19 protein-coding genes are annotated in these 19188 nt (G+C 45.3%); 10 read left to right on the forward strand and 9 right to left on the reverse strand.

Annotation, left to right across the window (positions count from 1 at the left end):
- On the forward strand, positions 1-186 hold a 186-nt coding region (locus QZY09_RS14055), incomplete at its 5' end, for a LuxR C-terminal-related transcriptional regulator (RefSeq protein ID WP_295673351.1).
- Here the strand turns inward: QZY09_RS14055 and QZY09_RS14060 are convergent.
- Entirely contained in the window at positions 181-1836 is a 1656-nt protein-coding gene (locus tag QZY09_RS14060; protein WP_295673353.1) for a sensor histidine kinase, read from the reverse strand. The two genes, QZY09_RS14055 and QZY09_RS14060, sit on opposite strands and share 6 nt — an antisense overlap.
- 885 nt (positions 1837-2721) lie before the next feature.
- Here QZY09_RS14060 and QZY09_RS14065 point away from each other — a divergent pair.
- The 4 genes from QZY09_RS14065 to QZY09_RS14080 all read left to right on the forward strand — a co-directional run bounded on the left by QZY09_RS14065 (position 2722) and on the right by QZY09_RS14080 (position 6161).
- Positions 2722-3456 (forward strand): hypothetical protein, encoded by a 735-nt coding sequence (locus tag QZY09_RS14065; protein WP_295673356.1) that lies wholly within the window; start codon positions 2722-2724, stop codon positions 3454-3456.
- A 4-nt stretch (positions 3457-3460) separates the two neighbouring features.
- A complete protein-coding gene (locus tag QZY09_RS14070) occupies positions 3461-4186 on the forward strand; it encodes a hypothetical protein (RefSeq protein ID WP_295673358.1) in 726 nt (241 codons plus the stop codon).
- Positions 4187-4270: 84 nt separating this feature from the next.
- A complete protein-coding gene (locus QZY09_RS14075; protein ID WP_295673360.1) occupies positions 4271-5071 on the forward strand; it encodes a DUF6263 family protein in 801 nt (266 codons plus the stop codon).
- 280 nt (positions 5072-5351) lie between these two features.
- Entirely contained in the window at positions 5352-6161 is an 810-nt protein-coding gene (locus QZY09_RS14080) for an SDR family oxidoreductase (RefSeq protein WP_295673361.1), read from the forward strand.
- A 53-nt stretch (positions 6162-6214) separates the two neighbouring features.
- Here QZY09_RS14080 and QZY09_RS14085 read toward each other — a convergent pair whose 3' ends face one another.
- The 6 genes from QZY09_RS14085 to QZY09_RS14110 all read right to left on the reverse strand — a co-directional run bounded on the left by QZY09_RS14085 (position 6215) and on the right by QZY09_RS14110 (position 10934).
- Positions 6215-6535 carry a phosphoribosylpyrophosphate synthetase gene (locus QZY09_RS14085; protein ID WP_295673364.1) on the reverse strand — a complete coding sequence of 107 codons (321 nt, stop codon included), beginning with the start codon at positions 6533-6535 and terminating at the stop codon, positions 6215-6217.
- An 84-nt stretch (positions 6536-6619) separates the two neighbouring features.
- On the reverse strand, positions 6620-7699 hold the full coding sequence (locus tag QZY09_RS14090) for a fatty acid desaturase (protein WP_295673366.1): 1080 nt from the start codon (positions 7697-7699) through the stop codon (positions 6620-6622).
- Positions 7700-7984: 285 nt separating this feature from the next.
- A complete protein-coding gene (queD, locus tag QZY09_RS14095) occupies positions 7985-8341 on the reverse strand; it encodes a 6-carboxytetrahydropterin synthase QueD (RefSeq protein WP_295673407.1) in 357 nt (118 codons plus the stop codon).
- A gap of 83 nt (positions 8342-8424) precedes the next feature.
- Positions 8425-9036, reverse strand: coding sequence for a class I SAM-dependent methyltransferase (locus QZY09_RS14100; RefSeq protein ID WP_295673368.1), 612 nt, complete (start codon positions 9034-9036; stop codon positions 8425-8427).
- A gap of 790 nt (positions 9037-9826) precedes the next feature.
- Complete coding sequence (locus tag QZY09_RS14105) at positions 9827-10183, reverse strand: endonuclease domain-containing protein (protein ID WP_295673370.1); 357 nt, start codon at positions 10181-10183, stop codon at positions 9827-9829.
- Positions 10184-10502: 319 nt separating this feature from the next.
- A complete protein-coding gene (locus QZY09_RS14110; RefSeq protein WP_295673373.1) occupies positions 10503-10934 on the reverse strand; it encodes a DoxX family membrane protein in 432 nt (143 codons plus the stop codon).
- A gap of 175 nt (positions 10935-11109) precedes the next feature.
- Between QZY09_RS14110 and QZY09_RS14115 the strand changes: the two genes are divergently transcribed.
- The gene (locus tag QZY09_RS14115) at positions 11110-11466 is read left to right on the forward strand and encodes a hypothetical protein (protein ID WP_295673375.1); all 357 of its coding nucleotides are present in this window, start codon (positions 11110-11112) and stop codon (positions 11464-11466) included.
- On the forward strand, positions 11459-11806 hold the full coding sequence (locus tag QZY09_RS14120) for a cupin domain-containing protein (protein WP_295673377.1): 348 nt from the start codon (positions 11459-11461) through the stop codon (positions 11804-11806). The genes QZY09_RS14115 and QZY09_RS14120 overlap by 8 nt, the downstream gene beginning before the upstream one ends.
- Before the next feature lie 131 nt (positions 11807-11937).
- Here QZY09_RS14120 and QZY09_RS14125 read toward each other — a convergent pair whose 3' ends face one another.
- Entirely contained in the window at positions 11938-13554 is a 1617-nt protein-coding gene (locus tag QZY09_RS14125; protein ID WP_295673378.1) for a DUF5597 domain-containing protein, read from the reverse strand.
- 280 nt (positions 13555-13834) lie between these two features.
- Here QZY09_RS14125 and hemC point away from each other — a divergent pair, with 280 nt between their 5' ends.
- Complete coding sequence (hemC, locus tag QZY09_RS14130; RefSeq protein WP_295673380.1) at positions 13835-15415, forward strand: hydroxymethylbilane synthase; 1581 nt, start codon at positions 13835-13837, stop codon at positions 15413-15415.
- Between the two features lie 97 nt (positions 15416-15512).
- On the opposite strand, the gene QZY09_RS14135 is transcribed toward hemC, so the two are convergent.
- Positions 15513-16475 carry a DNRLRE domain-containing protein gene (locus QZY09_RS14135; protein WP_295673382.1) on the reverse strand — a complete coding sequence of 321 codons (963 nt, stop codon included), beginning with the start codon at positions 16473-16475 and terminating at the stop codon, positions 15513-15515.
- A 216-nt stretch (positions 16476-16691) separates the two neighbouring features.
- Between QZY09_RS14135 and hemB the strand changes: the two genes are divergently transcribed.
- Both hemB and hemL read left to right on the forward strand, forming a co-directional pair.
- Positions 16692-17663 carry a porphobilinogen synthase gene (gene hemB, locus QZY09_RS14140; RefSeq protein ID WP_295673383.1) on the forward strand — a complete coding sequence of 324 codons (972 nt, stop codon included), beginning with the start codon at positions 16692-16694 and terminating at the stop codon, positions 17661-17663.
- 108 nt (positions 17664-17771) lie between these two features.
- Entirely contained in the window at positions 17772-19142 is a 1371-nt protein-coding gene (gene hemL / locus QZY09_RS14145) for a glutamate-1-semialdehyde 2,1-aminomutase (protein WP_295673384.1), read from the forward strand.
- The last annotated feature ends 46 nt before the right edge of the window (positions 19143-19188 follow it).

Genomic DNA, 19188 nt, shown 5'->3' on the forward strand with positions numbered 1-19188 from the left:
CAGCTCACAAAACGGGAAATTGAACTGTTGCAATTTATCAAACAGGATTTTACCAACCAGCAAATGGCCAATCACCTGCACCTGAGCATCTATACCGTTGAAACACACCGGAAAAATATAATGCAAAAACTGAACCTTAAAAACCCGGTGGAACTCACTAAATTTATCCTGCAATATAATTTATAAGGATTTATGAGTCAGCGGGATGTACACCGATACCAGCGTTCCTTTACCCGGTTGTGAGTCGATCTCTACCTTGCCTTTTAAAAAATTGATCCGCGATCTCAGATTGTTCAACCCTACTCCCCAATAGGCGCCAGGGCCTGTGGTCTCAAATCCTTTGCCATTATCCTCAATAGTTAAACTTATATTCTGTTCATCCCTTATCAACGAAATATCAAGCCTGCTTGCATCGGCATGCTTCATTACGTTGTTTACGCATTCCTGCAAAACCCGGTACAAAATAATTTCGGTCGTTGCATCAAAGGGCTCGTCAAAGCCCCTGCTGAAAAGCTTAATGGCGATGGCATCGTTTTCAATATTCTCAACAAATTGTTTAACTACAAGGGCAAGGCCGGTTTCATGCAGCGCCCAGGGCATCATATTGTGTGATATCGTTCGTACCTCCCTGAAACCGTCATCAACCAGTTTGATGGCTTTCTCGAACCGCTTCTTTTGCGCCTCGTTTACAAAAGGCAATTCACCGCCTATAACAGTTAAATTAATTTTGGCAGCCGTCATGGTTTGGCTTACGCTATCGTGCAGATCTTGTGCTATTCTTTTTCGCTCGCTTTCTTCCGTTTCAATGATCGCCTGCATGGCAATATTGCGTTGCTTTAACTTTGTTTGCTTATAATAAATAAACCCTATAAAAAGCATTAACCCCATGAACACAAAAATGCCGGTCATCCAGTAATTGCGTTTGGTAATTTCAAATTGCTGTTGAAGCACCTGGTCTTCTCTTTGAGTTATCTCGTATTTGGTTTGCAACTCGTCGATGGTTTTTGATTGGCCGGTATTATTTAAAGCGGTCAACACCATGTGCTTTTTTAAATAAACAAGCGACTGCCTGTAATCTCCCTTTTGCTCATACAGATCAGCTATTTCATTTACCGCGCTGCTTTGCATGGCCCCATAATTTATTTTAGTGGCGTATTGCAAACATTTTTGCAATGCATCCAATGATGGCGGGTACAACTTTTTACTTTTATATAATAAACCAAGGTTAAAATAATTGATAGTGAGCGCCAATGTATCGTTCAGCGATTTTTTTGTTTCGATGGCTTTTAAAATATCCTGTTCCGATTCACTTTTCTGTTTTAAGCTTCCCAAAACATCTTTCATAAAACTCCTGCTGAATGCTTCGGAAGTATTTTCCTTCGTTTTTTGAACAAAATCCAGTGAGTCGCTGATGTCGAAAGCTTGCTTATAATAACTGAGTGCTTCGCGATATTTATGGCTCGCCTCGTATAACTCACCTGCCTGGCTCAAAGCAGTTATTAGCTGCCTGGGTGAGCCGTTTATTGAAAAAACAGCAATCACCATTTGATTTAACCGGATCGCCTTATCATAATTCTTCAACTGAGTATATGATTTCGCCAACTCCATATATTCAGCTGTAAGCGAGTCCTGGTTTTTAATAGCACCCAAAACTACAGTGGCCTTATCAAAATAATATGCCGCAGAATCAAATTTTGCTGCTAAATCATAAGCTTTTCCTATGGCCAGCAGTATTAAACCTGCAGCTTTTCTATCACCTAGCCGGCTGGCAAGGCTTAATCCTTTCCGGGCAACCACCATTGTTTCTTCCGGATTTTTTCGTGACGGATGCCTCAAGAATGTATTTGTGGCGGTTAAACGTATTTGGTCGGATGCATTACCAAAAATAATTTTCTTTAAACTATCGCTATTTTGACCGGAGCACGAAATTGCAACTAAAAAAAAGCAAATAGAAAAAAAGTGTTTCATAGCCGGATGCGTGTTCCAAGTTAAAGGTAGCCATTTCAAACCTATCCGCAAATGTGCCGGTTTCGTATACTGCAAAGGCTGAAAATCATCGACCTACCTGTAACTTCCTGCGTTAAGCGTTAGCGCCTGCCATTTGCTGGTTTTAAAACGGTAGTTTTTTCAGAAAAATTGAATTTGAATAATTAAAATGGCCACCACGGACAATATTGCCAGGTAAAAATATACATTTTTACGCTGTTTCGCGCTGATGATGTATGGGATCTTTCCTGTGTTTCTTAGCTTACGGTATTTGAGCAAGTGCTTGTGTGATAATAGGATAAAGATAACGGGGATACAATAAATTAAATATTCTAAATTTTTCATATGCCTTAATTTTGAATTCTTTACGGTACAATTTTATGGGAAGGCACCCCGGCGAACAATACAAAGCAGTTGGTATTTTTACAGGAATAATAAAGCTTAGATTTACGGTGTTTATTAAGTCGCATCGGGCAGATAAAATAACCTTTGAATGGATGTTTTTAACAGGCCGGTGATCGTGCATTTGTTTAATAACGATTATGTGTTACTAGAAAAAATACTTAATTTAGGATGAAACTGTCAAGCGCCCTTTAACTCAAACCATGGTACTTTAAGCTAATGAATTGCGGATCGAGAATATGGCGACTATTTTTTTTTACGATACCCCTGTATTTGGTATTTTCTGGTGCTGCATTGGCACAAACCACTTTTGAGGACGCCGTCCAAAAAAAAATGGATTCATTACTTGCACCGTCTAAGGCTAAAGATACAAGTGACGAGCTTTTACCAAACGGCGTGCTGCAAAACCTGATCTCGCCATCAGGTTGGGGAGGGTTCGGTACTTATATATTTGGCGGTATTGGGGGCGATTACCCGCAACCATATCGCACCAGGGCTGATTTGATAGCCTTTGGAGGTTTTTGTGCGGGTGATCCTCAAAAAGCAGTAAACGTGGCGTTCGGTATGAATATCACCAATGTAGATGAAGTAAAGGATCTTTCGGGAAATATTCAGATAAGCCGCCAAATTTTTGCAGGCAGCAGCATCTCAGCGGGCGGTTTACAATTATTTGCCAACAAGCGACAGTCGGATTCGCCAGGTTCAACGTTCTATTTTGCATTTAGCCATGCCCTGCAGGCGCTGCCATCTGCCACGCCTGGCAGCTCAAGGCTTACCTATACCATCGGCATTGGTAACGGTAGATTTTATACTAAAAGCGCCCTGGATATCAAGAATGGCAGGGGCAGGCATGGCACGGCGATATTTGGAAGCATATCTTACGAGTTAATAAAAAATGTTAACTTTATTACTGAATGGTCCGGGATAAATTTAGGCTGCTCCTTGGGCATTAAACCCTTTGACAGCCCCTTAGCAATCGGCATTGGCATAACTGATTTAACAAGGTATTCTTCAGATAAACTAAATTCAACATTTATAATAAGCTATCCGCTATCGGTGGCAAGATAATTGAATGGCAATAGTGTATATAAACATACAAACAAAGAAAATCAATGGCGGTAAAAAACTACTGCTTGCTTTGTTGTTTGCGTTAATTGCGCTAACCATATCTTTGAATAGCGCAATAGCGCAGGCACGCAACTTATCCGACTGGAATGTGCCCCCGCCCCTGCCTCCGGGATCCACAACTAAGGGAAATACTGCGGGAAAGCAAGCAGCAGCCCAATCATTGCTGCTGAGCCCTGGTGATATACCTATACCCGCCCAGCCGGCGGCTCCTCCTGTAAAGATGCCGTACGTGGCCGCTATTATTACGACATCGCCTTTTGCAGCTGCTCCCGGCCGGCCGGAAAAAATGAGCACTGAACTCGAAAGTACCGATATTCCATTACCTGAGGCCCCGGACGCGCCACCATTACCGCAACAAACGATACAGGACAAGCCCGCACCGGAGGTGATTGACCTGCCAGCTCCGCCACCACCAGATATGCCGCCTTTACCGCAAGAGCCCGCATCATCAGGCAAAACAACACCCGGAAAATTATCTATCCCCGTAATGCCGGAGGTATTAAGCCTCAAATCTCCTTTGTTGCCGCAAGTAAATACACCAACGTACTGGTCGACACCTGCTATACCTGGAACTATCAGTATAAAGCTAACAGTAGCTACAGACAAAAAAGCGGTTAAAGGCAGGCGTAAGGGTAAACATAGATTTAAAACCAAACCGATCCGGATTTAATTCCGCCTGGCTTATTCACAAGCTCAACCTTCGCCGGCACCCACATATCTGCCCTCCAGGAAACAATCATAAGAAATATAAAAAATGAAGATTACGCCAACCAGAGTCAAACATATCCTGCTTATCATCCTATCGGTTATAGGCGGTGTTGTTTGCGCACAGGTCAGGTTTAAAAAAGGCGATGAATTTCAGCGGCGGGTATTAACCAAATCAAATTGTGTATTACAGCGTGGAAGCCAAACCTTACATGTAAGTTCATATTCCATCGTCACAAAAACTTATAAGGTTACAGATGTATCCGAAAAGGGGGCATCAATTACCATTACAACTGATAAAATAATTGACACGATCAATGCAATGGACCAAAATCTGGTGTATAATTCGGATAAACCCGCCGACCCTAATTCTGCCATCCACCTGGGCTTGCAAAAAATGTTAAATGCCCGTTCTACCGTTATGGTAAATAATAAGGGAGAAATATTGAGCGTAAGAAATACTGCTGCTGCAAACGACACCCTTTTATCCTTTACCGGGATCCAGCCGGAGTATTTATCGCCGGGGGCTACGCTGCAATTTATGGCAGATTTCCCGGTAAACCCCGCTGTAAAAAAAGGCTATTCATGGACGGACGCAACACCGTCAAAAGAAACAAATTACAGCATTTACGCCATCACCGGGCACACTACCACCGTCACCCACAAAACTTCCATATTAGGGGGCAATATGAATAGCCGTATCAACGGATCTTTGTTAATAGATAATTTTACAGGGCTTATTTTAAAACGATATGCCCAAAGTGTTTCAACCGGATACGAAATGGTAAACGGCATAGTATACACTGCAACCCGCAGGACGGCTACTACTGAAGTGAGTGTGAAAAAATAAAAAGCAAACAACAGCTAAATGTTTTTTTATTAACGATCCGTTAGTTATATCGCCCTTGTTTTTTTGACCAACCGCTTTTGCCCGTCGTGTTTTTTAGAGAAGGTGACCTGGCGGCAGGTAATTTTTCCTTTCTGCAAATTACAAGATCCGACTTTAGGGCGGCATTACTGATTATCAGGAAATTCAAAAAACAATTTCTTTGCTTTCATATAAATTTGCATTTTTATAGCGCAAACCATCAGGTTTGCATTGCATTAGAAAATCATTATTAAATCAAAAAATGGGCAAAGTAATTTTAGTGACCGGCGCTTCGTCCGGTATAGGTTTAGCTGTTGCAAATGCATTGCAGGCAAAAGGCCACACCGTATATGGTTCGTCGCGCGATATTAAACGCTTAAGTTCAGCATCCTTTAAACCTATCCAGCTGGATGTTACCGATGATGCGTCTGTAAACGCGGCCGTTGATAAAATCATTAAAGCCGAAGGCAAAATTGACGTACTGGTAAACAATGCAGGCAATGGTGTAACCGGCCCTGCCTATGCCATGCCTGTTGAATATGCCAAAAAACAATTCGAGGTTAACTTTTTTGGCGTGATCAGAGTGAGCAGCGCGGTTATTCCAAAAATGATAGAAGCCAAACAAGGCCTGGTGATCAATGTAAGCTCACTGGCCGGCCTGTTTGGTTTGCCTTACCAGGGCTTATACAGCGCATCAAAATATGCCATAGAAGGTTACTCGCAAAGCTTGCGAATGGAACTGCGTAATACCGGCGTTAAAGTAACGCTGATCAACCCCGGCGACTTTAAAACCGACTTTACCGGCAGTCGTGAAAAGGTGCCCTTCCCACTTAAAAATGAGCAACTTGAAAAAGAATTTACCACTGCCGTTGCCAGCATGGAAAAGGATGAAAGCATTGGCGCCAACCCTGATGTGATCGGTAAAAAGATCTGCGAGATTGTCGATTCGTCAAGCCCTGCACCCCGTTACCTGATCGGCGCTTTTGGCCAAACAATTGCGGTAACGCTTAAGAAAGTATTGCCTAACGGCTTGTTCGAAAAATTAATGAATGATCATTACGGGATAAAATAATCCTTCTCTTCCAAACTTACGAAGTTTTAGAAACTTCGTAAGTTTTAATTTTCTTACTTCTTCCCCTCCAAATATTTATAATGCAATTGCTTCAATGTTTCTGTTGAGGCTTCATCAACTGAGATGCCGTATCCAGAAACCAATATGCCCTTTACGCCTGAAGGGTTGGCAAGCGCGTAAACGGTAGCTTCATCAGCAGGATCAGATGCTCCTTCATAGCGGTACAGGTCGACAATCTCAAATTCATCGGCGGGGTAAGTATGTTCCCCGGCAATCAAATGGTTTTCCTTTAAATTGAGGTCTACAGTAAACCCCTGCTTTTTAAGCTGTTCAATCGCTTCGGTTACTGTGGCGTAATGGAATTGCTGTTTCATCGTAAAGGTGTAAATAGCCGTCAGGTAAATTTAATAAATGCCTTTTGTAGTTTGATATAAATTAAAAGCCGGCAGTTTGATAACTTATTCAGTAACAACCAAAATTTCAGTGTTGTTAACAAATGTAAAACGTCGAACTCTTTCTTTTAAAAACGATATGATTTCAGCATCTGACTTAAACCGGTCTCCAATATTTACAAAATATTTAGCCAGCAGATCATAGCGCTTGCTCAATAGAAACAGGGACACCAGCATAAAATCGATCTGATAAAAAACAACCGCATCGTTTGTAACATAATTTGCAATGGTTGCCTTAAAATAGCCGGGATGTTCTGTCCAGTGCAGGTTCTGTTTCAGGTGATGAGAAATATGGTAGCCATCGTTCCAGCATAACCAATTGTATTTGGTATTGATGCAGGTAATGCTGTTTTTATAGGAGTTTCCGGGATCAAGCGGATCAATAAAAGCATGCTGCGCCCAATTGCCAAACATCGCCACAAACCGGTAAAAAAAATAAGGAAAAACAAACACGCACAGGGTTGCCGGCCAGTTTACAAAACACATCAAAACAGTCAATAAGAAAAATAATATTTCACCGCGTAAAAGGCTTTGTATTAATTTATTCCGGTTTCTTTTTTTAAAGTAGGCGGCGGCATTGTACATCCCAACCAATAAAAACCGGCTGAAATAAAGTAAAAATCCCCTTACTGAATCCCGCTGATAAGGCATAGTAGTACTTTCATCATCTTCTAAATTATTTTCGGCATGGTGCATCCCCACGTGGTGCGAATAAAAAGTATAGGCCATGTGACCAAAAAATGGGGCTATAAAATAAGGGATAAAAGCATTCAGGTAATTAAACTCCTTCTTAAATAATATCCGGTGTGCAATGCAGTGAAACATTAAAGCAAACCGGCCGATAAAAAACACTACATTAAGGCCCATATATGCCAGGGCCGCTGCAGCCCATAGCCAACCCGTTAACAGGTTGGTATACAATAATACCGCAAAAGGGATGAAAAGGAAAATGATCTTTAAAGTGAAATAAATAAAGGGAAGGTCCCGTTCATCGCGGATATATTTCAAAAAAAACTGATCAATCTTGCTATAAGTAATAGGTTTTGAAAATACAGGGTCAGTAATGTCTGTTGGTAATGATTTCATGGGGACTTAAATTTTATTTATAAATACCCATGCCAATGTAAGGTACCCGATAAACAGAAGATTTCCTTCTGTATAAAGAATAAGCTGTTTAAGGGCGTTTTGTTTTAGGCTGATGATAACATTTTAATCAATAGGGCAATTGATGCCAGCCAACAGGCTATCGCCGCGTTGATTTCATAAAATCCCCCGATCTCAGGTTTTAAAAGTTAGACGAACTGCCTGTTATACTCCAAACCAAAGCCAACAATAAAACTAAATAACACTTGAGCTTTAAAACGCCACCTTTTATTCCCCCTCGTAGATCACCCCCGACGATGCCGTTTCATTCAACTCCACCCTTTTTAAGGCAGGGATAAGTGGCTTTACCTGGTTCCACAGCCAAATGGCTAATATTTCGCTGGTTGGGTTTTCAAGGCCGGGGATCTCATTCAGGCAATGATGGTCCAGTTGGTCAATGATGGGTTTGATCAGTCTTTTCAGATCGCCGTAATCAATTACCCAACCTTCATTGGGCAGCAACGGGCCATCCATAAAAACAGTTAGCTGGTAAGTATGCCCGTGCATGTTTTTACATTTGTGCCCTTCGGGTACATTAGGTAAAAAGTGGGCCGAATCAAATATAAATTTCTTGTAAATTAACATAGCCGGCAAAGGTGCAGCATTTTTGTGTTTATAAAAATGACGGGGATCAGTTTTTTGGTTGATATTTTCGGATTGCTCTGCCTTTACGCCTTCTGCAAACACCATGTCGTCATACAGCGCATGTTTTGCACGTTGGTGGTTTTAATAGGTTCCATCAGCCGGGCGTTCAAACCGCGGGTATAATTCAGCAGTGTTTTTTCGCTCACCAAAAAACGTTCGGAGCCATCAGGCAGCAGGTAACGGCCATGGCCGGTAGGCAATACCAGGTTTTCGAGGCCGATGTCAGATGCCAGGCGGGCAAATAAATAGCCGCCCGGTTTCAACACCCGCCACATCGAGTGCAGCATACTTTCAAAGTGTTCATCGCTATGGGCAAAGTGCAATACCGCGCTGCTGATCACCAGGTCGAAACTGTCATCATCAAAAGGCAGAACTTCTGCCGGGGCCACCACGAAATTACTTAAAGGGTTGGCCGGCGCCAGGTTTTGGGAAAGCTTTTTTACAGCGTCAATAGCTTCCGGGTTTGGGTCGACGCCGTAAACAGAATAGCCGTTTTGTAAAAAATAAACCAGGTTGCGTCCGCCCCCGCAGCCGGCATCCAGAATGGTGTGGCAGTTATCGTAAGTGCCCTTCAGCAATTGGTCGAACAGGTAGATATCAATATTACCGAAAAGCTGCTGCAGGTTATCTTTCATGGTGTTACTTGCGAATTTAGCGGTTTGTAAGCGAAAATCACTAAATCAATATCTTTTCGTAGTGATATAGCGGATTGCTGAGCTATTGGAGCTAATCGCTAAGGCTGATCGCCCCGAGTGCGGCCAACTGCCCGCTGCCAAATAAGCAGGTGCACCTGAACCACCCGGCACGGATGAATACACCCGGGACACCCGGCACACTAATAACTTCTGTAATTTACTTGTATTTTTAAAGAAAAATATGTATAAAAACTTCGCTCTATTCCCCGATGCCGCGAGTTTGTAACTCATGGTTGTGCATTGCTGCGGTTTTCAACCGCCATCGATATGCGGACAGGGAGAGTCCCACCCGGCGGACATTGCCGCACCTGCATGGCGGCGAGTCTACTCACCCGGTCATCGCTCCGCTCGACCTGCCCTCTCTCCCGCAAGCGGCAAAGAGGGCAAAAAAAAACTTCTTTCCCACCCTCTTTACGGCTTGCCGTAGAGAGGGTCGACGTCCGCCGAAGGGGCGGAACGTCGGGGTGAGTCCACCCTGCGGACATTACCGCCAGTGTATAGCGGCGAGTCTACTCACCCGGTCATCGCTCTGCTCTACCTACCCTCTCTCCCGCAAGCGGCAAAGAGGGCTAAAAAAAACAAACCTTCTTCACCCTCTTTACGGCCTGCCGTAGAGATGGTCGACCAGCCAGCCTGCCGAAAGGCAGGCGCAGCGTAGTCGGGGTGAGTCAACGGAGCGCGTTTATTACCGCCAATGTATATACGCCAACTCCGGGCTAGCAAAATTCCGTTACAAATATTCTTTTATCTTTTCCAGCACCATCTGTGTTTCAGTCAGAATCTGCGCATTATCAAACCTTAAAATCCTTAATCCCAAAGCCTTTAATGCTTCATCCCGGTTTTCGTCATATTCCTTTTTTAACAGGTGAATTGGCCCATCTGCCTCGATCACTAATTTTGCTTTATGGCAATAAAAATCCGGTATATAATATAAGTACCTCCCAAATGCAAAAGTTACGCAAATCGGGTGCTGCCTCAAAAATTTTTGATTAAAAAGCTTTCTGTTCCTTAAATGATCCCATAGCAGTTTTTCAGCCGGAGTTTCTCTCCGCCTCAACTCACGACATAAATCAATAATATTTGGCACAGGGGAAAATAAGAAAAATATTTTTTACTTTTTCTTCCCTCCCCTCTTTACGGCTTGCCGTAGAGAGGGTCGACCAACGTGGCGTAGTCGGGGTGAGTCCACCCTGCGGAGATTACCGCCATCGGATGGCGGCGAGTCTACTCACCCGGTCATCGCTCCGCTCGACCTGCCCTCTCTCCCGCAAGCGGCAAAGAGGGCGGAGGAAAAAAATAAAAACTTCTTTCCCACCCTCTTTACGGCCTGCCGTAGAGAGGGTCGACCAGCGTAGCGTAGTCGGGGTGAGTCCACCCTGCGGACATTACCGCCAATTGCATAACAACTATCTAACCGCCCTCTTCCCAAAAACCACCCCATCCAAACTCCACCTGTCCCAATCCCCCGGCGCCACCAAAATAAAGATCAGCAAAACAGCCCTCGGGATCACATGCTGCAGATCCCAGATCGGATCCAGCAGGCCATGACCGAAGGAAACCACCAGCAGATCAATCCCCAGCAGGGTTAAGGCATATTTACGAAAAAGGCCAACGATGAGCAAAAATCCGCAGATCAGCTCCACATACGAAGTATAATAAACTGTGCCCCATATTAACCATTTGGGCAGACAGGTTTTTTCAAAATCTTTAAAAAACATACCGTACACTTTGGGCACCGTGTAGGTGAATATTTTGCCATAGCCCTGCATCAAAAAAATAATGCCCGGCAGCGCCCTGGCAAACAGCAGCGCTGCGGCACGGGATGTTTTATCGTTCATGGTAGTTTTTTAGGAATTTGGAATTAAATGTAGGGAAATGGGTGAAGCAAACAAAATGTGGCTAACCCCGTGATTTTGAACATCAACGAATTAAAACTGATAAACCTCAAATAATACTTTTGAATCCGCCTCCTCCCCTTTCCAAATCCCCTTAAAACTTCCGACATTTACCCTAATGATCGACAACACCTTCATTTACCTGGAGTTTCTGCGGAAAACCTGCCTGCCCTGGCCAGGGGTTACGGAGAAGCTGTGTTATGGTACGCCGGGTTTTTATGTCAACAAAAAACTATTCGCCAGGATGAAGGAGGATGGTGGAACTTTGGTGGTGCAATCCATCATCCGCGAAAAATGGATGCTGAAGGACCCGCTTACCTATTTTATTACCGACCATTACCTCAATTATGATTACATGCTGGTGAACCTGCAAAGGGTAGCGCCTGAGGAGTTAACTGAGCTATTACAAACTGCCTGGTATAACCGTGCCCCGCGCAAACTGCAGCAGCAATACGAAGAAAACAACCATGAATAAACACATCACCTCAACCCAAAACGCCCAGCATTATACCTGGGGCGACCAATGCGACGGCTGGCACCTGCTTCGCTCAGACAGCCTGGCCGTAATACAGGAACGTATTCCCCCCGGTGCCGCCGAACAAACGCATTACCACGAACGCGCCCAGCAGGTATTTTACATTTTGCAGGGAACCGCCACTTTTGAGGTGGAAGGCGAAACGGTAACGGTACAGCAGGGGCAATCTATCCATTTCGTCCCAAAAACCCGGCACCGCATCCTTAACAACAGCAGTACAGATCTCCATTTCCTGGTGATCTCGGAGCCGAAATCACATGGCGACAGGGTGAATGTATAGCAGATTACTTTTTCGATTTTACCCCGTTGCAATAGCATGGGCATGTGCTTGCTATGTTTATTGCCCGCCTGCCCTATCCCACGCCACCCGCCCAACCAATGACCAAATGACTTAATGACCTAATGACATTTTTACCTGACCACCAATGAGATCCGTAAAACCGTTGGCATATTACCAAAGCCCGGGCCACCCCAATCGGTTTCATCGCCGTTAAGGATACGGAGAGATTTAAAGGTTCCGTTTTCGTACCGGCCTTCTTCAACCTTCAGGTATTGCCAGGCTTTGCCGGCATTAGCGCCAAGGGGTTGAAAACTGAGATGACAGCGCGTACCCATTACTATAAACTGATTTTCGGCCAGCTTTGCCAATAACAGGTTACCGGTAGCCTGGTTATATACAGGTGCGGCATTTGCCCTGCCGTCGCCGCCGAATTTCACGTCGGCCTGCCATGCGCCCAGGTCTATGGTTTGTTCGGCATGGTCCTCGCGCTCTACCACGGCTTTTACCCTGCCCTCAAATGCCCACTCGGCCAGCTGGCGCATCATTGGGGCCGCTGCGGCGTATTCCTGTGCAAACGGCGACAGGCGTTCGGTCATCAAAGCATCCTTTTCGGCCACCCCGTTATCATCAATCCCAAAGGGCGAGAAACCTATGCCGCCATGCGCCAGTACGGTATAAAAGTATTTGGCGTTTTCGGCAATTAAACCGGCTTCCGGCACAAATAAAGGGTTATCGCGGCGGCCGTACAAATCGAGTACTTTAAGCACTTTGTCGCTGGAGTTCAGGTACAGGTCCGGCGCTTCAATATCAATAGCCGGGGCGGCTACTTTCCATATCGGGATCACGTTATCCGTAGGGCCCCCGCTTTCGTAGTTATTGGCGGTAGGGTTGCCAAAAGGCTCGCGCAAGGCAGCGTTCACGTACAGTGGTAATGGGTAAACCGCTTTACCTGCCGCGGCCACCTGCCCGATGAACCGGGCGACCGACCATGCCTGGAAATACTCGTCGGCCCGGTCTCCAAATACCTGTTGCCAGGTTCCGCTGCTCACCACAGGCACATTTAATGCACCAAGCACTCCCGGCGTCATCAATGCTGCAGGCACCTGGCCCTCAAACATTTTTTGTGCCAGTGGCGAGTAATCCCGAATGCTTCCCCATGCGCCGCTTTCGTTCTCCACCTGTACCATCAGCACAGTATGCTGCGGGTCGGTGGTTTTTAAATAGCGCATTACGGCGGTAAAAGCTTTGATATCAGCATCCAGCGTAGCCTTCACATTTGGCGAAGGCGAATCAACCGGCTGCCCTTTTTGATTAGTTACGTTAGGATATTTGGCGGCATCGCGCTTCATCCACTCGGGCATGTAGTGGTTGCTGCCGTTTTTCCAGGTGGCAAACCATAGCAGTACCAAATGTACTTTATGCTGCCTTGCCTGGCTGATAAGGGTATTTACTACCGAAAAATCAAACTTTCCGGGCTCCGGCTCTACCTGTTCCCAGTAAATGGGCACCTCAAGCGTATTCAGGTGCATGGCTGCTGCAGCACGCCAAACATTGGGCATCATGCCGGGCCACGCGCTGGAGTTATGGGCCTGCCCACCCAGCATCAAAAAGGGCTTTCCATCCACCAGCAGGGCATGGCCGCCATCTTTTTCAATGATCCTGGGCATGGTATTAGCTGCGGTTTGGGCAAAGGTGTTTACAATGGACAGCAGGACAAGTGCGAGGCAGAGCGATAAATTCCGGTTCATGTAGCTTGGTTTATAAATGTTTTAACGACAGCTAATTTAGGGAATATCCGGGAGTATCTGCTACATCAATTTTATCAAATATTTATCATTCGGTCATTTGTTTCGATGACAGGGTCCTTACCGCACATATATTTGTGCATATTAAATCATCCGCCTGGCTATTGCCCGTACGCTGCTGCCCGCCCGGTCGCATAAACAATTTTTACCCTTACAACCGGCATCCACAATTATTCCGTAAATCATCTGCATAAAAAGTTAAATTTGCAGCACATTACGTAAAGTGGATAGAAAACTCATCATAGGAACCCGCGGCAGCGACCTGGCTTTATGGCAGGCGCATTTTGTACAGGACAGCCTGGCCGCGCTTGGCATTACCGCCGAATTAAAGATCATCAAAACCCAGGGCGACCGCATCCTGCATTTAAGCCTGGATAAACTGGAAGGCAAAGGTTTTTTTACCAAAGAGCTGGAAGAGGAACTGCTGGCAGGCACTATTGACCTCGCCATCCATTCGCATAAGGACCTGCCTACTGAAAACCCGCCGGGATTGCTCATCGCCGCCGTTTCTGAACGTGAAGACGCGTCTGAATTGTTATTGATACTAAAAGATTGCGTGGATGTGCACCAGAAGTTATCGGTAAAATACGGTGGTATCGTGGGTACATCTTCCAACCGCCGCAAAGCGCAGTTACTGGCTTACCGGCCCGATCTGGATATAATCGACCTGCGCGGTAATGTTCCAACCCGGGTAAATAAGCTGCGCGAAGAAAATTACGATGCTATTATGCTGGCCAAAGCCGGCGTTTACCGCCTTGGTTTGGATCTGAGTGATTTTCATGTTGAAGAGTTAAACCCGGCTGAACTGGTACCTGCACCTGCGCAAGGCGCCCTGGCCATCCAGATCCGCGAAAACGATACCGAGCTGTTTAATGCCCTGCAGCCGATGAACCATCCCGATGTGGTGGAGCAGCTTGCAGTGGAACGTACCGTTTTAAAACTGTTTGGCGGCGGCTGCCATATGCCTTTAGGATGCTATTGCCGGAAAGAAGACGGGCAATTCCAGGTATTTACTTCAAAAGCCGATGAAGGCGGAGATTTCCCCGACAGGCTTTTTTTAGAGGCTGAAACCACCGAAGGCTTAGCGCAAAAGGTAGTCTCGTATTTTGCAAAGGACAGGGTATTCCCTAAAAAAGTATTTATCAGCCGTGAACTGACCGAAAAAAGCTATTTCCGCCGGGCATTGGAAAAACACGGAATAGCCGTTGAAGACCGTTCGCTCATCCGCACGGTACCTGTGATCAATAACCTGGATAACTTTATATTAAGAAACCTTGACTGGGTGTTTTTCAGCAGTAAAAATGCCGTGGAATACTTTTTTAACCTCGATCCCCTATTACCAAAGAAAGTAAAATTTGGCGCCATGGGCAGCGGGTCAGAAGATATGCTGCGCCGCAAGGGTTATTTTGTTGATTACATCGGCGAGGGTATTGATACCGCCATTGTAGCCGCTGAATTTGCGGAATTGGCTAACGGGCTCAACATCGCGTTCCCGTCGGCCAAGGATTCTCTGCGGAGCATCCAGCTCGGGCTTTCGGCCGATACAAAGATCATCGACCTGCCCGTTTACGAAACCATCAAAGAAGAAAAACCGGAAGCGAGTGACGCGGAGATCCTGGTATTTACCAGCCCATCGAACGTGGAAGCTTATTTCGAAGAGAACTTAGTACACCCTGATCAGAAAGTAATCGCGATAGGTAAATCAACCGGTAAAAAACTGGAAGAAGCCGGGATAAAATATACCCTGCCCTACTCACCCGATGAAACCGGGCTGGCAGAAGCGGTGTTTGGGGTTAATTCATAGTTGATGGTCCATAGTTCATAGCCAAAAGCAGCTAACTTTAGCCCCCTCATTCAAACCATAAACCATAAACCATGAACTATCAACTATGAACCATGAACTACTTCATATACTGCACTACCAGTTTCGGATGCCGCGTAGCGTCTGAATAATAACTGGAGCAGAAGATCCGGCTGGTATATTCCACTTCGTTTTTAAGCTGCAGTTTAAAACCATAGTTAGCGCCTGAGCTTACCATTGACGCAATCAGGGCCTTTACATCCACACTAACATTCAGGAACGGCTGTGTTGTGCTTGGTATAGTTACCTGGTTTGCAGTGAGGCCGGCCGGCTGGTTAAACCAGGTTAATGAGGTCACATCCCAGCTGGTAGCAACCTGCTGTATAATCACAGAATTATCCGTCCCGTAATTGGCGTGAATTAAATCACCGTTTTGCGGAATTGTATCTGAATATAATTGAAGACTGGCGCTGACGATGGTCGCGTTTGCAGGGATGGTGCTCAGGTCGAATTTCAACAGGTTCCTGATAACCGTAGGAAAAGAATCTTTGGTCCATGCCGATATTGGCTCCTCTACGGAAGTGTGGTTAGTCCAGTCGGCCCCGTTCCAGATCCCAATGTTTGACTCACCCGGGTTATTGGCAGGTTGTAAAGTAAGCGTTACCATGGTGGCCTGTTTAACAATTACCGAAACGCTGGCCAGGCCGGTAAGCCCGTTATCATCTATCACCGCCAACTGAAATTTATACGTGCCGGCTATAAGCCCCTTGAATGAAGCCGTTGCGGAGCTTTCATTTACAATTGTCGCTTCAGACGGGCCTGAAACCTGGGTCCAAAGATATCCAATGATATGCCCGGTCGCATCGGTACCGGAGCCTGTTAATACAACTGAATTAACAGGCAATGAAATTGTTGTATCGGCCGGGGCTTTTGCTACCGGCACTGAATCTTTAGTTGATTTGGGTATAATGGGTGTGGGGTCGTTGTCGGTTTGCTTCTGGCAGCTATTGATTAACAGCAGGAATAACACAGCAAGTATCGGCGCGTAAAAATATTTTTTCATCCTGTGATAAAATTTACAATAAAAATAGAAAATATTTTTCCAAATTATCAATCGCCAATGCTGTTCCTTAAAAAAAATCATGTGGATGACATTTTTTTTAGAAAATGCACCATTTCTGCCCATAACGTAAATCAGACGGGTTTTAATAGTGCTTGAATTTGTTTTCCTTTATTAACTTTGTCACTCCTGTTTTTGCAGGCCTATTTATCCTATAAAATGTTACAACGACCCCGTAGAAACCGGAAAAGCGAAGTGATCCGCCAGATGGTACAGGAAACGCACGTCAGCGCGGCTAACCTGATCTTCCCTTTGTTTATTATTGAAGGTATCGCCCAAAAAACTGAAGTGTTATCCATGCCGGGTATTTTCCGGTATTCGATAGATAATTTGCTGCGCGAAATTGAAAGCTGCCTGAAACTTGGCTTGAATTCCTTCGACCTTTTCCCGAATATCGACGAATCATTAAAAGATAAATACGCTACCGAAAGCCACCGGGAACAAAGCCTGTACCTGCGTGCCATCCGCGAGGTAAAAAAGAATTTTCCGGAAGCCTGCGTCATCACTGATGTGGCTATGGACCCTTACAGCAGCGACGGGCATGATGGTATTGTCGAAAACGGCGAGATCCTGAACGACGAAACGCTGGAGGTATTGGGTAAAATGGCCCTGGCCCATGCACAATGCGGAGCGGATATTATTGCCCCATCGGATATGATGGACGGGCGCGTAGGCTATATTCGCAGGGTATTGGACGAAAACAAGTTTACCAACGTTTCTATCATGTCGTACTCGGCTAAATACGCAAGCGCCTTTTATGGCCCGTTCAGGGATGCTTTAAATTCGGCCCCAAAGTTCGGCGATAAAAAGACTTACCAGATGAATCCGGCCAACCAGCGCGAGGCGCTGATTGAAGCCAACCTGGATGAGCTTGAAGGCGCCGATTTTTTAATGGTAAAACCGGCACTGCCTTACCTTGATATCATTAAATTGATAAAAGACAATACGGAACTGCCGGTTGCGGCATATAATGTGAGTGGCGAGTATGCTATGATAAAAGCAGCCATCCAAAAAGGCTGGCTGAATGAGCAGCGTGCCATTACCGAAGTACTTACCTCTATCAGGCGTGCAGGCGCCAGTGCGATATTAACCTATCATGCGAAGGAAGTGCTGGAGAATAAATGGTTGTAGGAGGTAAAAGCTGAAAGGCAAAAGCCTAAAGCTTGAAAGAAAATATTGAAATAACAATTACAAAACATAAGCTTTGAGCTTTACGCTTTCAGCTTTCAGCTAAATAACATGTTCGATTCTTTAAAAAAGAAATTCAGTGGTGATAGTGATGAACCGGCAGGTACTACTACCAAGCCGGATATCAGCAGGGAGAAGTCTGCTGCGTTGTATGAAAAGGCGAAAACGTATTTCCCTGGCGGCGTAAACTCGCCGGTAAGGGCGTTTAAATCCGTTTATGGTACGCCGCTGTTTATTGAGAAAGGTGACGGCAGCGCAATATGGGATGCTGACGGCAACCAGTTTATTGATTTTTGCGGCTCGTGGGGGCCGCTGATCCTGGGGCATAACCACCCGAAGGTAAGGGAAAAAGTAATAGAGGTGATGCAAAACGGCACTTCCTTTGGCGCACCAACCGCGCTGGAAAATGAACTGGCGGAGCTGATCCTTAAAAACAATAAATTTATTCAAAAACTGCGCTTTGTAAGTTCAGGTACCGAGGCGGTAATGTCGGCGATAAGGCTGGCAAGGGGTTATACCAAACGCGATAAGATCTTAAAGTTTGAAGGTTGTTACCATGGCCATACCGATGCCCTGTTGGTAAAGGCAGGCTCCGGCCTGGTTACTTTTGGCGAAACGTCGTCGGCTGGCGTTCCTAAATCATTTGCCGATGAAACCATTGTGGTGGCTTTGAATGATAAAGCGGCCGTTGAAGAAGCGTTTGCAGAATTCAAGGACCAGATAGCAGCCGTGATCATTGAGCCTATCCCGGCGAATAATGGTTTGCTGTTGCAGGAAAAAGAATACCTGCAATTCCTTCGGGATATTTGTACCAAAAACGGCACTTTATTATTTTTCGACGAAGTGATCTCCGGCTTCAGGGTGGGTTTTGAAGGCGCAGCAGGTTATTACCAGATCAAACCGGATATCATTACCTATGGAAAGATCATTGGCGGGGGACTTCCGGTGGGCTGCTATGGATCATCTGCCGAAATAATGGGCAATGTATCCCCTGACGGGCCGGTTTATCAGGGGGGCACATTATCGGGCAACCCGGTGGCTATGGCAGCGGGTATTGCGCAACTGACTGAATTATTAAGATCAGGCTTTTACAAGGATCTTAACAAAAAAACGGAAGAATTTACCGATGCTATACAGCGTTTTGCTACGGTACGGAATTATACTTTTAAAGTATTCACCATTGGCTCTATTTTCTGGTTTGCATTTACCAATAAGGAAAGCATCCGCAGGGCTGATGAAGTTGATGCGGCAAGTATGGATAAATTTAAAAAATTACACCGCGAATTGCTGAACAGGGGCATTTATTTCGGCCCCTCAGGTTACGAAGTTGGGTTTATATCATCGGCCCATACTAAAATCGACCTTGAAAAAGCAAAACGTGCTATATTTGAAAGTCTGGAAGTGGTGTTTAGCGGGAAGTAAAGCAGTTGGCAGTTATTAGTTTGCAGTTTGCAGGAAAGTTTGCAAA

The sequence above is a fragment of the uncultured Mucilaginibacter sp. genome, assembly GCF_903913935.1.
In the GTDB taxonomy this organism is placed as follows: domain Bacteria; phylum Bacteroidota; class Bacteroidia; order Sphingobacteriales; family Sphingobacteriaceae; genus Mucilaginibacter.

Coding starts and splice junctions, on each gene's coding strand:
- QZY09_RS14065 (WP_295673356.1), top strand. CDS start 2,722: ATGGATTCATTACTTGCACCGTCTAAGGCTAAAGATACAAGTGACGAG.
- QZY09_RS14070 (WP_295673358.1), top strand. CDS start 3,461: ATGGCAATAGTGTATATAAACATACAAACAAAGAAAATCAATGGCGGT.
- QZY09_RS14075 (WP_295673360.1), top strand. CDS start 4,271: ATGAAGATTACGCCAACCAGAGTCAAACATATCCTGCTTATCATCCTA.
- QZY09_RS14080 (WP_295673361.1), top strand. CDS start 5,352: ATGGGCAAAGTAATTTTAGTGACCGGCGCTTCGTCCGGTATAGGTTTA.
- QZY09_RS14085 (WP_295673364.1), bottom strand. CDS start 6,535: ATGAAACAGCAATTCCATTACGCCACAGTAACCGAAGCGATTGAACAG.
- QZY09_RS14090 (WP_295673366.1), bottom strand. CDS start 7,699: ATGAAATCATTACCAACAGACATTACTGACCCTGTATTTTCAAAACCT.
- queD (WP_295673407.1), bottom strand. CDS start 8,341: ATGTTAATTTACAAGAAATTTATATTTGATTCGGCCCACTTTTTACCT.
- QZY09_RS14100 (WP_295673368.1), bottom strand. CDS start 9,036: ATGAAAGATAACCTGCAGCAGCTTTTCGGTAATATTGATATCTACCTG.
- QZY09_RS14110 (WP_295673373.1), bottom strand. CDS start 10,934: ATGAACGATAAAACATCCCGTGCCGCAGCGCTGCTGTTTGCCAGGGCG.
- QZY09_RS14115 (WP_295673375.1), top strand. CDS start 11,110: ATGATCGACAACACCTTCATTTACCTGGAGTTTCTGCGGAAAACCTGC.
- QZY09_RS14120 (WP_295673377.1), top strand. CDS start 11,459: ATGAATAAACACATCACCTCAACCCAAAACGCCCAGCATTATACCTGG.
- QZY09_RS14125 (WP_295673378.1), bottom strand. CDS start 13,554: ATGAACCGGAATTTATCGCTCTGCCTCGCACTTGTCCTGCTGTCCATT.
- QZY09_RS14135 (WP_295673382.1), bottom strand. CDS start 16,475: ATGAAAAAATATTTTTACGCGCCGATACTTGCTGTGTTATTCCTGCTG.
- hemB (WP_295673383.1), top strand. CDS start 16,692: ATGTTACAACGACCCCGTAGAAACCGGAAAAGCGAAGTGATCCGCCAG.
- hemL (WP_295673384.1), top strand. CDS start 17,772: ATGTTCGATTCTTTAAAAAAGAAATTCAGTGGTGATAGTGATGAACCG.